Origin of the sequence: Flavobacterium bizetiae (genome assembly GCF_024271895.1) — a bacterium.
Lineage (GTDB): Bacteria > Bacteroidota > Bacteroidia > Flavobacteriales > Flavobacteriaceae > Flavobacterium > Flavobacterium bizetiae.
This window is the reverse complement of record NZ_CP091861.1, coordinates 3683157-3699219: the sequence shown is the minus strand read 5'-3', so window position 1 is coordinate 3699219 and position 16063 is coordinate 3683157. Positions and strand designations below refer to the sequence as shown.

Sequence of the window (16063 nt, the reverse complement as noted above, 5' to 3'; positions counted from 1 at the left end):
TGTTCTAAAATTTCAATAGCCGTTTTATTTTTTTGAAAACTGCTATTACCTAATAAAAAATAACATTAATACTAATAAAGACCTGCTTTTAATTTTTTGATTTGAAAGTCTAAGCGGGTCTATAGTATTCTTTAATAATACAATAACTTCTAATAGAACACAGAGATATTTACCTAATTACTCTTAGCAATTATGCTGTTTATCTCTGCTTATAAATTATTTACTAATTAGCAGTCATACTTAAATTGTTCGAACTCAAAAAGCAATCCTGTAGCCTATGAAACGATCTATACAAATTAAGAATTATTTCAAAAAACTATTTTGTACCCTATTTATACTACTCGTATATACAACTACTTCTTATGGTCAAAATTGTTCTGTAAATGCCGGTATCTTAAATGTTACTATTTGCGAAACAGATGCTTTGGTGCTCACCGGAAATAATCCATCTCCCATTATTGGAAATGTTTTATGGACACAGATATCAGGACCAACAGTGGTAATTAATTCTCCCAACAACCCTAGCACTACGGTTTCCGGTTATACAGGAGGAAACTCTTATATCTTTAGATATAGTGCAACCTGCGGAGACGGCGTACTTACTTATCAGGATAAGGTAGTAAATGTTCAGCCTATCACTATTGCCAACGCAGGAGGTAATATAACAAGCTGTCCTAATAGTTCAGGGACTTTAACGATTACGGCAAATACGCCTCAAAATACAGGAGAAACGGCATATTGGGAAATTGTGGGGGCTAATAATGCGGGAGTTGTGATTAATTTTCCCAATTTGCCTACCTCAACCATAACTTTACCACAAACTAGCTGTGGTACGACTACGCTTCAATGGGTTATAGAAGGTCCTGAATATGCAGCCGGACAACGATGCAGAACAACATCGCAGATTACCGTGACAAATTACGGAGGAGTTAAACCCATTTCTGCCGGACCTGATCAAACACTTAGCAATTGTTATACGACTACACAAACGACAAAGCTTGCAGGAACCTATGGTGGCTGTGGCCTTAACGGACAAAATGGTCAATGGACTTTTGTAAGCGGACCTAATACACCTACAATTGCAAATCCAAATGCAAATGACACACAGGTCTCTAACCTAACAGAAGGTACTTATACTTTAAGATGGAATGTTACAGGACCTTGTGCTTCCGGTAATGATCTTGTTACCATTGTAGTACCTCCTGCAACACAGGATGTGACGACTCTGCCTGGTGGTGATGAAAATATTTTCTTCTGCGACAGCTCTATTAATCAGGTTACGCTTATTGCACAAACACCATTATACGCAGGTGAAACCGTTCAATGGACACGAATTGAAGGAGATCCTAGCGCTGTAATAGTTTCTCCAAATAATCCGACCACATTGGTTACTAATATTTCAGATGCAGGAGATCCTTATCGCTTTAGATATACACTAACAAATAGTAATACAGGCTGCGTTTTTACCAAAGATTATGTTGTACAATTTAACAGTGCTACCAGAACAATTTTAGCCAATAATGGAGATGATTTGGTAGGAAGCTGTAATGCCACGGTATTTACAATTCCGCTAACAGTAACAGGAACGGGTTACAATCAATATCGAATTGTAAGCGGTCCGAGTACTTCTCCGTTGGGTCCATTCCCTACTGCCCTGACTGATATCGGAAATTCCTTGACACTTACCCTCACTACTTCTGGCGAATATATAGTTGAATTTATACGAAAACAAGACGGATCGCTTCCTATTGGCTGTGATTATGGCTTTGATACTTTGAATATTTTAGTTTCCGGTGAGCCTACTCCTTCCAATGCAGGTTCAAATGTAAGCTTGCCTTGCGGAGATACGGCCACAGTTTTATCCGGAGTTATGACAGATGAAGGGTTACACTTCTGGAGTCAGCTTAGCGGACCAAATGATGCTGTAATTGCCGATATTTTTTCAGTAGATACGCAAGTAACAGGATTAATCCCCGGAAGTTATGTTTTTGAATACATTACGAAAGGTGGTGGTTCAAAATGTGGCTTTTCTGTTTCTACAGTAACTATATATGTATCAGCGAGTACTTTAGGAATTACTGATGCCGGTCCGGATCAGGTAGTTTGTGCAAATGCGCAAGTTACCCTTGCAGCAACCCCTGCTTTAAGTGGTGAAATTGGCGAATGGAGCCAAACCCCAGGGCCTAATACACTTATTTTTTCTGACCTTAATGATCCAAATGCCACAGTTACAGGTTTTGCTACTAATTCTGCATCCTATCAATTACAATGGACAATTTCGTATCTTCATCCCGGCCCGTCTTGCAGTGCATCTATTTCTGATACTGTAACAATTCTAACAAATAATACAAATGCCGCATCAACCTCTGATGCTGGTCCTGACGCCTGTTATCCTTCAGGCACAACTTCTTTTAATTTAAGCGGAAATACACCTGGTATTTTTGAAACTGGTACGTGGTCAGTTACTCCTTCAGCAGGGGTTGTTATTGCCGATGTAAATAATCCAAATACCTTGGTAAATGTACCCGCGAGTGGTACTTATACCTTTACATGGGCAATTGAAACCGCAACAAGATTATGTGATCCTAATAAAAATTCTGTAAAGGTTACCATTGCAAATACGCCTCCGGAAGCCAATGCAGGACCCGATCAGGAAATATGCGGTACTACTATAACCATGGCAGCATCAGCAAGCAGCGGCGGAATTGGTACCTGGACAAGAATTTCAGGAGCCGGTGGTTATACTATAAGCGATGAGCATGATCCTAATGCTGTTTTTACTTTTGCTTATAGCGGTTATTACATTTTTAGATGGACGATAAATGCCGAAGTCTGCGGTGTTGCTTTTGATGATATCAACTTAACGATTGGAATTCCTCCTGTTGTTGCAAATGCAGGACCGGATCAAAACATTTGTAACAGCACAAGCGTTACAATGGCGGGAAGTGCTTATGACAGTTTTTTCGAAAGCGGGCAATGGTCTGTTTTAACAGGCGCTCCCAATCAGCCTAATATTGTAAATCCTTCCAATCCAAATACGGTAATAAACGGATTAGTTGCCGGTACTTATACTTTTAGATGGACAATTACAGCAAAAAGTATCTTTTTATGTAACGGAACTCAGGATGATGTAACTATTGTGGTTACTCCTGCAGCAAATGCCGGCACCGATCAGAGTTTTTGTGATGTAACCAGTATTCAGCTGAAAGGAAACGAAAATTCTAAAGGAACCTGGACGTTAACCAGTACATCAGGAAATGTAAGTGATGTGGTGATTACGCAGTCTCCTCCGGGCAACTATGTAGCCAATGCTACGGTTGTTCCGGGAAATACTTACGTTTTTACTTATACAACCAATACGGTAACGAATCCTGACGGCAGTACTTGCACGGGATCTTCAGATTCGGTAAATGTTGATGTTTTCAGCGGTGCCAGTATCAATCCAAACGCAGGACCAGATCAAATTTTATGTATTTCTGATGTTGGAGGAACAGCCACTTTAACTGGAAACATACCGCCACCTGATGTTTCTGTTGCCGAATGGCGTTTTGTTTACCAGCCCGTAGGAAGTGTTGCTGTAATTACGACGCCTTCTGCCCCATTAACGACAGTTACAGGATTAACAGTTCCGGGACTTTATATTCTGGAATGGGTATTCGAAAATGCTTCCTGCCGCTCCTTATCAGACATTGTAAGAATTGAAATGAACGCTGCACCAAGTACTGCAAATGCAGGTCCAGATGATACAGCAGCCTGTCAAACGACTTATCAAACCAACGCCGTTCCGCCTGTAGTAGGTATCGGAACATGGTCTTTTGCCAGTCCCGGAGACGATCCCTCCGGAGGTGCCGTTGTTATCAATAATCCTAATAGTCCTGTAACAATGCTGTCTAATATTACAACTTTAGGAACGTATCGATTAACCTGGACAGTAACAAACGGACCTTTTACAAACCCATCGTTATGTCAGCCTTCTTCGGATACCGTAGAAATAACCTTTAACGATATTCCTCCCTCTATTGCAAATGCAGGACCAGATCAGGAATTGTGCGACGAAGATACCGCTGTAATGGCAGCCCAAGCCGTAACTTCTGGTATTGGAACCTGGACTATGACTTCGGGGCCAAATAATGCCAATATCGCTTCGCCAAACAGTGAAAACTCTTTAATGCTGGGCTTAATTCCGGGAACTTACTTGTTCAAATGGACAGTTACAACTTTAAACCTTAATGGATGTATTTCGGAGGATTCTGTAGAAGTGACCATTTATGATCTTCCCTCAACAGCAAATGCAGGACCAGATCAGACAATTCCGCAGTTTTCACCCGTAAATATGAATGCTTCAGCTCCAACTGTAGGCACAGGAGAATGGACTCAGGTGTCAGGGCCTAGCACAGTCGGATTTACCGATGAAACTTCCCCTACAACAGCCGTTACAGGTACTATTGCCGGAACCTATGTTCTAAGATGGACCGTAACCAACGGAAATTGTGCTATTTCATCCGATACGGTAACATTAACTATTTTATCTGTTGCCGATCTTGAATTGACTAAGTCTATTACACCTATGACAGGAAGTGCGGGCGATACCGTAACTTTTAGCATACAGGTTTTCAATAATAACTCTCTTGGCGGAACGGTAGATGCTACCGGAGTTGCAGTAAGAGATTACATCCCGACGGGTTATACGATAATTCCGGGTTCAGCAAATTTTGGCGGACAGTACAATATTGGCGACAATACCTTATCGTGGTACAATCTGACCGTTCCTAACGGAATGCGAATTACATTAACGTTTAAAGCTGTAGTGCTCCCAACCGGATCGTATTTAAATATGGCCGAAGTCATTGCTTCTGATCAATTTGATCCTGATAGTACTCCAAATAATAATATTTTATCAGAAGACGATCAGGACGATGCCGATTTCATATTAGATGTTGCCGATTTATCGCTTCAAAAAACAGTTTCACCATCCACAGTAAGCATTAATGACAACGTGGTATTTACCATTAGAGTAACGAATAGCGGACCAAATAATGCTTCGGGGATTACCGTTTCAGATCAGCTTCCTCCGGGTTATACATATGTAAGCGATAATGGAGCGGGTAAATACAACAATACAACAGGCATTTGGAATGTTGGAAATCTCAACAACGGAAACTCACTTACGTTACAAATTACAGCAAAAGTAAATGTTGCCACAGCAGCCAATTATATCAATACTGCCGAAATTCAAACCGCACATCAGGTCGATCCTGATAGTACTCCGGGCAACGGTCTTCCGGAAGATGACATGGCGAGCGCCAATGTTACTCTAAAAGCAGCTGATTTAGAATTGACCAAATCTGTTACTCCAACTTCTGCGGCAGCGGGACAACAAGTCGATTTTACCATTAATGTTGTCAATAAAGGCCCCGGAAATGCTACGGGAGTAAGTGTTCAGGATATTATTCCGGTAGGTTATACACTGATTCCGGGATCTGTATCCAACGGAGGTTTGTATCAGGTTGCCAATGCCTCAATAGACTGGAACAACTTAGTTATAGCCAGCGGTGCTAATATCAACTTAACTTTCAGCGCATTTGTAAATCCGTTAGGAAGTTATTTAAATGTCGCTCAGGTAACGGCAAGTGATTTACCGGATCCGGATTCGACTCCAAATAATAATGTACCTACAGAAGACGATCAGGATACTGCCGAGATTACTTTTATCGGCCCATCTGCAGATTTATCTTTAGTGAAAAACGTAGTAGCCGGAAATACAAGTCCGGTTGTGGGAAGCCAGGTTTCTTTTGAATTGGTCATTACCAACAGCGGCCCGAATAATGCAACCGGAGTTCAGGTTACGGATTTACTTCCGTCCGGTTTTCAATTTATAAATTACAGCTCATCCGCAGGTATTTATAATGATATTACCGGTTTATGGAACGTAGGTACGGTAGATGTTGGTGTTTCTGAATCTCTTATTATAGATGCAAAAGTACTGCCAACGGGTATTTATACTAATGTGGCGCAAGTTACGGCCAGTAATCTTCCGGATCCGGATTCGACTCCAAATAACGACGATGGAGATCAAAGCGAAGATGACGAAGACAATGCGGTTATTACTCCTATTCAGCCATCAGCCGATTTATCATTAACAAAATCAGTCAATAATCCAACGCCTTTAGTAGGTTCTCAGGTTACTTTTGAAGTTATCGTGACCAATAATGGCCCACAGGATAATACAGGAGTTCAGGTTACCGATTTATTGCCTAACGGATATACTTATAATAGTTTTACCGTATCAACGGGAGTTTATGTTCCATCAACAGGAGTTTGGACAGTTGGTAATTTAGTAAATGGCAAATTTGAAACCCTTCAAATTATGGCAACCGTAAATGCAGCAGGCGATTATCTTAATAAAGCAGAAGTAACGGCGAGCGATCTTCCAGATCCGGATTCAACTCCAAATAATGGCGTTACAACAGAAGATGATTACGCAGAAGTTGCAACAGTTCCTGTTCAGGAATCCTCTGATTTATCTCTTAGCAAAACAGTAAGCAATGCCACGCCAGTAGTAGGTACCCAAGTTACTTTTGCTATTATCGTAACCAATAGCGGGCCTCAGGATAATACAGGCGTTCAGGTTACAGATTTACTGCCATCCGGATATACGTATAACAGTTATACCGTTTCGACAGGTGCTTATAACCCAAATACTGGAGTTTGGACAGTTGGTAATTTAGTAAATGGAAAATTTGAAACGCTGCAAGTTACCGCAACTGTAAATGCAACGGGAGATTATCTTAATAAAGCCGAGATATCAGCCGCAAATATTGCTGATCCGGATTCCACTCCAAACAACGGCATTATAACAGAAGACGATTATGCAGAAGTTGCAACAGTTCCGATACAACAATCATCTGATTTATCGCTTACCAAAACAGTAAGCAATGCCACGCCATTAGTAGGTACACAAGTTACTTTTGCTATAATTGTAACCAACAGCGGACCGCAGGACAATACAGGAGTTCAGGTTACCGATTTACTGCCATCAGGATATACCTTTAATAGTTATACTGTTTCAACAGGAGCGTATAACCCAAATACAGGAGTTTGGACAGTTGGTAATTTGGTTAATGGAAAATTTGAAACCCTTCAAGTTACTGCAACTGTAAATGCAACGGGTACTTATCTTAATACTGCAGAAATAACAGCAGCAAATGTTACTGATCCGGATTCAACACCAAATAATGGAGTTACAACAGAAGATGATTATGCATCAGCCGTTACGACTCCGGTGAATCAATCTTCTGATTTATCATTGACCAAAACGGTAAGCAACCCGACCCCACTTGTGGGCTCGCAATTTATCTTTGAAGTTGTCGTAAGCAACAGCGGTCCTCAAAACAATACAGGAGTTCAGGTAAAAGATCAATTGCCAAGTGGTTATACTTTCATCGGATTTACGGTTTCTACAGGAACTTATAATCCATTAACCGGAATTTGGACTGTTGGAAATTTAGCCAACGGAGACTCTGAAACCTTGCAGATTGTTGCTGCTGTAAATCCAACAGGAGTTTACACAAATATAGCCGAAGTCAACGCCAGCGATCTTCCGGATCCGGATTCAACACCAAATAACGGAAGCACAACCGAAGACGATTATGCAGAGGCTTCTACTACTCCAATTCTGGAATCGGCAGATCTATCACTTATTAAAACAGTAAGCAATAACAGTCCGTTAATTGGTTCTCAGGTTACCTTCAGCATAGAAGTAAGCAATGCAGGACCACAAGGAACGAGCGGTGTTACAGTAACCGATGTATTGCCTTCCGGATATACTTATGTTTCCTACAGCGCCACAAGCGGAACTTATAATTCAACAACAGGGCTTTGGAATGTTGGATTACTGCCTGTTGCAGCTCCTCATACCTTACAAATAACAGCAATTGTAAATCCTGCCGGAGATTATCTGAATATTGCCGAAGTTACAGCAAGTGCCTTTCCGGATCCGGATTCAACTCCAAATAACGGGGTTACTACGGAAGATGATTATGCAACTGCAACGGTTACACCAACGAATCAATCATCGGATTTATCTTTAACTAAAACCGTAAATAATACAACGCCATTAGTGGGATCTCAGGTTACTTTTGAAGTAATTGTAACCAATAATGGCCCTCAAAATAATACAGGAGTTCAGGTTACGGATTTATTGCCTAACGGATATACATACAACAGTTTTACCATTTCTACCGGAACTTACAATCCAACAACAGGAATATGGACTGTTGGTAATTTAATTAATGGGAAATCAGAAACGCTGCAATTAACCGCAACGGTAAATTCCACAGGAAATTATTTGAATATTGCTGAGGTTACTGCCGCTGGACTTCCAGATCCGGATTCAACGCCAAATAACGGAGTTACTACAGAAGATGATTATGCGACTGCCACCGTAACACCAGGTAATCAGGCATCGGATTTATCCTTAACTAAAACGGTAAGTAATACGACTCCGTTGGTAGGTTCTCAAGTTACTTTTGAAGTTGTAGTAACCAATAACGGCCCTCAAAATAATACAGGAGTTCAGGTTACGGATTTATTACCTAACGGATATACGTATAATAATTTTACCATTTCTACCGGAACTTACAATCCGACAACGGGAATATGGAACGTTGGTAATTTAATTAATGGGAAATCAGAAACATTGCAAATTACCGCAACAGTAAACCTTACCGGAAATTATTTAAATGTAGCCGAAATTACAGCAGCAGCACTTCCTGATCCGGATTCTACTCCAAACAATGGAGTTACCACAGAAGACGATTACGGATCTGCTATTACGGTGCCAATTAATCAGGCTGCTAATTTATCCTTAACTAAAACAGTTAGCAATCCAACGCCATTGGTGGGCGCTTTAGTTACTTTTGAAATTGTCGTAAACAACAGCGGTCCTCAAAATGTTACAGGTGTCGAAGTAACCGATTTATTGCCTTCCGGATATACGTATAGCAGTTTTACGGCAACTAAAGGAACATACAATAAAACAACCGGAAAATGGAATATTGGTTCTCTCTTGAATGGAGATTCTCAAACATTGCAAATAACGGCTTCTGTTAATGCAACGGGTAATTATACCAACATTGCTGAGGTTACGGCAAGCAGTTTACCAGATCCAAATTCAACACCAAATAACGGAGTTCCAACCGAAGACGATTACGCAACGGCAACCGTTACTCCTACTCAGGCTACAGCGGATTTATCGCTTACAAAAGCAGTAGTTGGTGGTAATTTGAGTCCAATATTTGGAGCAACGATTACTTTTGAAATCACAGTAAAAAATAGCGGACCTCAAGCAGCAACCGGAGTACAAGTAAAAGATTTTCTGCCAAATGGCTACGAATATATTGTTTACAGTTCTACAACAGGACAATATTTCAATTCAACCGGAATATGGAATGTGGGAACAATTCCAAATGGAGGTTCAGAATCGCTGCTTATATCTGCCAAAGTTAGTATTAGTGGTGACTATCATAATACGGCCGAAGTATATGCTTCAAACGAATTTGATCCTGATAGTACACCAAATAATAACGCAGCCGGCGAAGATGATATTTCTTCTGTAGTGGTTTCTCCTGTTCCGGCGGTTGCAGATCTTTCGATAGAGAAAAACGTAGTCAACAATAATCTGACTCCGGCAGTTGGCTCACAGATTTCATTCTCGATTACGGTCACCAATTCAGGCCCAAGTATGGCGACTGGCGTAACGATTAGAGATATTCTTCCGCCAGGATATGACTTTATATTTTTCAATTCAACATCAGGAGCTTATGATCAGACAACAGGATTATGGTCGCCTGGGGTTATTTTACCGGGCAACAGCCATACATTATTGATCAATGTATTTGTAAAAAGTCCAACCGGATCTGCAAATGAATACCTCAATAGTGCCGAAATCATGAACTCCAATCAGTTTGACCCTGACAGTACACCAGGAAATGGTGTTATAACAGAAGACGATTACGACAGTATCGCAGTAACTCCGGTAATTGTCATGGCCGATTTATCGATCAAAAAAACAGCCTTAAATGAAGATGCCGTTCATGATGTGGGGTCAACCGTTATTTTCACTGTAACTGTTACCAACGATGGTCCGGCAGATGCAAGCGGTGTAATGGTGAAAGATTTGTTGCCGCCGGGATTCACTTATTTTACAAGCAGTCCTACAAGCGGTCTTTATAATTATGTAACCGGAGTCTGGAATGTGGGATCTATTGTTGCCGGAACAGATCAGTCATTGGATATTTACACGACAGTAAATCCGCCATCTGGAGCTCCAAATCAATATGTCAACACAACCGAGATTATTGCCAGTAACCTGCCCGATCCGGATTCGACGCCAAATAACGGCGTTACTACAGAAGACGATTATGATAGTTTGCAAATTAAAGTGGCTGTTGCCGATTTAAGTTTAGAGAAAACAGTCAGCAACAGAAATGCAAATGTAAACGAAGTAGTAACCTATACGATACAAATCAACAATGAAGGTCCGAGTATTGCTACCGGAGTTGCCGTTGAAGATCTTATTCCGTTAGGATTTACCAATATCAGCAATATCAATAATGGAGGAATCTTTAGCAAAAGCATTATAAAATGGGTCGACTTAACTGTTCCTGTTGGAGGTCTTACGTTAACGTATCAGGCAACTGTTGCTAGCCCACACGGATTGGACAGTAGCGATTATTTGAACATTGCCCAGATAACAGCAAGTAATCAATTTGATCCGGACAGTAAACCTAATAATGATAACGGCGATCAAAGCGAAGACGACGAAGATTCAGAATTTGTAAATATTCCGTCAACTGATATTGCGATAAACAAAGATGTCGATCAAACCGAAGTTCCTATGGGCAGCGAAGTAACCTTTACTATAACTGCAGAAAATCGAGGAAATCTCACGGCTACAAATGTTGAGGTTCAGGATATTCTTCCGAAAGGATATACATTAAATAGCGCAACAGCATCATCGGGAGTTTACAATAGTGCAACAGGAATCTGGACAATTCCTTCCGTAAATGTGGGAAGTTCTCAAACCTTAACCATTAAAGCCAAAGTACAGGATTTTAATGATTATGTAAATACAGCTCATCTTGTAAAAATGGATCAGATTGATACCAATTCGTCAAACAATCAGGATACTGCCACCATATCGCCAAACTGTCTGAAAATTTATAATGAGTTTTCTCCAAACGACGACGGACAAAACGATACATTCTATATTGATTGTATAACCCAATATCCGGATAATCAGATCGAAATATTCAATCGCTGGGGTAATTTAGTTTACTTCAAAAAAGGATACGATAACACCTGGGATGGAAAAGCAGACGGATCTGCCAAAACACTTCCTGAAGGCACTTATTTCTACGTTCTGGATCTCGGAAACGGTTCGGCTAAAAAATCGGGATGGCTTTATTTAAAATAAAATAGGATAACCAAAATAAGAATTGGCTATGATTAAAAATATAAAAAAGATTTTCACAATCATTACGATGCTTTCTGTATTTGGTGTTGCTGCACAGCAAGATCCGCAATACACGCAGTATATGTATAATACGCTTAGTGTTAACTCTGCGTATGCCGGCTCATTAGGGCATTTGGCGATAACCGGAATTTACAGAACACAATGGGTTGGCCTTGAGGGAGCGCCAAACACACAATCTTTTTCTTTAGACACTCCAATTGCCAAAAATCTTGGTTTGGGTTTGTCTGTAGTAAGCGAGGAAATTGGCCCTTCTGAAGAACAATATGTTGATGCCAACTTCTCTTATACTATACAATCCGGACTAACGCATAAATTGTCTTTTGGTATTAAAGGAGGAGGACGCGTAATCAATATAGACTGGACAAAAGGAAGCCACAGAGAACCTGATGTGCAGTTTCGTGAAAACATCACCAATAAGTTTCTGCCCGTTGTAGGTGCAGGATTGTACTGGCATGGCGAAAGAGATTATATCGGGATTGCCGTTCCTAACTTTATGACCCGCGAAAGATATAATTATGATGATATTGCCGATGATCTTGTCAACGAAAGAATGCACGTTTACCTTATCGGAGGAATCGTTTTTGATCTTTCGGCGCATACAAAATTTAAACCCGCTGTTTTGGTCAAATATGTTGCCGGAGCACCACTTATTGCTGATTTTTCGGCCAATTTTATGTTCAACAATGCTTTTACATTGGGAGCATCTTATCGTACCGGAGATTCTGTAAGTGCATTGGCTTCTTTGCAGATTACGCCTCAGTTTAATGTAGGTTATGCTTACGATTATACGACAACAGAATTACAAACGTATAATAGCGGCACGCACGAAATTATGCTTCGATTTGAATTAGTATCACGCAAAAAGGGATTAAAATCTCCTAGATTCTTTTAATACTATATCATATGAAAAAAAGAATTACTATACTGGTATTGCTGGCAATGCAAATGATATATTCGCAAACCAAAAACAAAACAGCCGACGCTCTATTTGATAAAATGTATTATATAGAAGCCGCAAAATCGTATGAATTGTCGATAAAAAATGGAGACCTTTCTAAAGAAATTTTGCAGCGTGTTGGCGACGCACATTATTTTAATACACAAATGACCAGTGCCAGTAAATGGTACGGCAAACTGCTTGCGGATTATCCAAACGAAGTTCCTGCCGAATATTATTTTAGATATGCCCAATCGTTGCAAGGAATTCAGAATTATGATCTCGCCAAAAAATGGATGAAAAGTTTTTCTGAAAAGCAAAAAACAACCGATTCAAGAGCGCAGAATTTTTCGCTTAAAACCGTAACATTCGAAGATATCAAGAAAATAAAACCACAGTTTGTACTCGAAAATCTCGAAATCAATTCGGCTTATTCAGATTTTGGACCTATGTTTTACAAAGGCGACTTGGTATATTCTACAACCGTAGATTCTTCTTATATAAAAACAGCAAAATACGGCTGGAACGATCAGCCTTATTTAAACATGCAGTTGGGAAAAATAAGTCCATCGCAGACCAATGTTACTTTTAAAGAACGTTTTGGAAAAGAAATTACAACTCAATTTCACGAAGCCTGTGTTGCTTTTTCGCCAGATGAAAAAACAATTTATTTTACCCGAAATAACTATAACGGAAAACTAAAAAGAGACAGCAAAGGCATCAATAACCTGAAAATATATTCGGCGAAAGCCACAGAAAATAGCAACGGAACCGTTCGATGGGAAAACGTAAAAGAACTGCCGTTCAACAGCGACAATTATTCGGTTGGACAGCCTTCTGTAAGCAAAGACGGGAAGAAATTGTATTTCGTTTCAGACATGCCCGGCACAATTGGTGCTACAGATATTTTTGTAGTCGATATTTTAGGCGAAGACCAATATTCGAACCCAAAGAATTTAGGCGAAAAAATAAATACCAGCGGACGCGAAATGTTTCCGTTTATAACCGATAAAGCCCTGTATTTTTCTTCAGATGGATTTCTAGGACTGGGCGGGCTCGATGTCTTCGAAAGCCGATTAAATGACGGAATTTTCGATGCACCAAACAATCTGGGCGCACCACTAAACAGTAATCGGGACGATTTTGGTTATATCGTAAACGAAGAAACCAACAAAGGTTTTGTATGTTCGAACCGAAAAACAGGAAAAGGCGACGACGATATTTATTCTTTCGAAAGAAGCTGTACACAAGCTATTGAAGGTTATGTTTTTGATGCGATATCCAACAACAAAATTCCCGGCGCAATTGTAACACTCAAAAACAGTGATAATCAAAAAGTTGATGAAACCGTTTCTAAAATAGACGGAAAATTTGAATTCAGCGAAAACATCAATTGTAATACACCTTATACAATTGAAGCGGTAAAAGACAATTTTACCGCAAGCACCAAAGCCATTGTTACGCCCGAAAACTCAGGAATAACTCAGGTTCCTATTGGTCTCGATCCGTTACTGATAGAACGAAAAGACGGCTTGCTGAAAATTAAAATCGGAATTATTTTCTTTGATCTCGATAAATCAAATGTTCGTTATGATGCTGCAATCGAATTAAATAAAGTCGTTTTATTAATGAGCCAATATCCAAGTGTAGTCATTAAAATTGAATCTCATACCGATTCAAGAGCCAATGATCAATACAATCTGGAACTTTCTGACCGACGTGCCAAAGCAACCCGAGATTATATTATTTCGCAGGGAATTGCTCCGGAAAGAATCGAAAGTGCCATTGGTTACGGAGAAACGCAGCTTATTAATAACTGTTCTAACGGAGTTCCATGTACCGAAGCACAACATCAAATGAACAGACGAAGCGAGTTTATTATTACTAAGATGTAATAGAGGCTAGAAATGGCTTAGGCTTTTTCTGTATTTATCCATCATAACTTTAAATAAATCTTTATTAGAAGGAGGCGACAAAACAATGGCTTTAGAGCCTGAGGATATTGATTCTTCGATATTTCCTAAACTTGTGCCTCCGGTCGCCATGATGGGAAAACCGGGAAAATTAACAGTAATATCTTTCAGGATTTTATTGGTGTACTTCCCTCCTGTTACATGAAAAATATCAACGCCGGCATCTATTTTACTTTTTAAAAAATTATAATCCGAAGAAGCGATACTGGCAATTATGGGAATGGTTATTTTCTTTCTGATTTTTTGTAAGTCATGATTCTCAAAAGGTATATTCACAATGATTCCCGCCGCGCCCATTTCTTCTGCATATTGCGCCATTTCAAGGGATTTTTTGCCTCTTGTTGTTCCTCCGCCTACACCACATATTACGGGTTTACTGCAAAAATCGACCAATGATTTTATAATTCTTGAAGATGGTGCAAAAGGATAAACAGCCAAAATGGCATCGGCATCATTGTTTTCGATAATGGCCATATCAGTAGAAAAGAGAAACGATTTTAGTTTTTGTTCTCCTATTAAAATACCTTCACATTTTTTTTCAATTATTTCGGGCGTGGTCAGTGCTTTCTTTTCTCTTTTATTTCTCCAGAAGAGTTTTTCTAAAAGTGAAATTTTTCTCGTGCTTCCCCATAATGAGTCTGAATTTGAGTTTGGCTGCATCATTCTATTTTAATTTTAGAAGCTAATATATTGTAGTAAATTCTAAAATTTAAAAAAATGAAGACCCAAAATTCAATATCTGTAATGAAATAAGGAAAAATTGTAGTGAAATTATAAAGGACAATTCAAGTCTATAAGTACGAAGCTGATTACTTAGAATTATCTTCGATGACAAAAGCTTAAGTTCAAAGCTCGTAAGTGCATTCTTATCATCCCGATTTTTATGATAAAACTATTTTTTTCAGGAGCTAATCCCGCTATCCGTTCCAATCTTTTGTGGCGAACCCCGCCACAAAAGGATTTCCTCTTCTATCGGGGCTAGGACAATCATTTTCATAACAGGCTTTTCGTGTAGTTTGTCATCCCGAGGAACGAGGGATCTCCACAAGTAGCTCTACAAAGATTGGTGACTTACTATGTGTTAGTTTCTTGCGGAGATCCCTCGTTCCTCGGGATGACAATAATTGCGGTTACTTTATGTAAATCTAAAGTTCACCACATTCTCTTCCTGATCCTATGAATTTATTATAAAAAAAAAGTACCTGCCATGGCAAGTACTTTAGATCATTTCTCATCCTATATTTAGACAACTACTACGTTTACAGCGTTTGGCCCTTTTTTGCCTTCTGCTATTTCGTAACGCACTTCGTCGTTCTCACGAATATTTTCTGATAAACCTGAAACGTGAACAAAAATTTCACTTCCACCGTTTTTTGGAGTAATAAATCCAAATCCTTTTTCTTCATTGAAGAATTTTACTGTACCTTCTTGCATCTTATTAATTATTTATTGATCATAAATGTACTACATTTATCATTACGATACTGAAAAAGAGTAAATTAGATTTAAAAAAAACAATAAATTTATTTTAGCAGAAAAATTAGTGACCTCATTATGATCTAAGTACAGCGAAATAAAAGAGTGAAATCACGATCTATAAAATATTTTTCCTCACCT

Annotated in this window: 5 protein-coding genes; 3 read left to right on the top strand and 2 right to left on the bottom strand. The window is 39.4% G+C overall.

What is annotated here, in order from left to right:
• Nucleotides 1-277 precede the first annotated feature (277 nt).
• The 3 genes from L0669_RS15730 to L0669_RS15720 are packed head-to-tail and all read left to right on the top strand — an operon-like array spanning nt 278 to nt 14368.
• The gene (locus L0669_RS15730; RefSeq protein WP_263758703.1) at nt 278-11476 is read left to right on the top strand and encodes a PKD domain-containing protein; all 11199 of its coding nucleotides are present in this window, start codon (nt 278-280) and stop codon (nt 11474-11476) included.
• 28 nt (nt 11477-11504) lie between these two features.
• Nucleotides 11505-12428 carry a PorP/SprF family type IX secretion system membrane protein gene (locus L0669_RS15725; protein WP_263758702.1) on the top strand — a complete coding sequence of 308 codons (924 nt, stop codon included), beginning with the start codon at nt 11505-11507 and terminating at the stop codon, nt 12426-12428.
• 11 nt (nt 12429-12439) lie between these two features.
• Entirely contained in the window at nt 12440-14368 is a 1929-nt protein-coding gene (locus L0669_RS15720) for an OmpA family protein (protein ID WP_263758701.1), read from the top strand.
• A gap of 6 nt (nt 14369-14374) precedes the next feature.
• On the opposite strand, the gene L0669_RS15715 is transcribed toward L0669_RS15720, so the two are convergent.
• A complete protein-coding gene (locus L0669_RS15715; protein ID WP_263758699.1) occupies nt 14375-15109 on the bottom strand; it encodes a protease-associated domain-containing protein in 735 nt (244 codons plus the stop codon).
• 579 nt (nt 15110-15688) lie between these two features.
• Nucleotides 15689-15880, bottom strand: a complete 192-nt coding sequence (locus L0669_RS15710; protein ID WP_173969619.1) for a cold-shock protein — start codon at nt 15878-15880, stop codon at nt 15689-15691.
• Between the last annotated feature and the right edge of the window lie 183 nt (nt 15881-16063).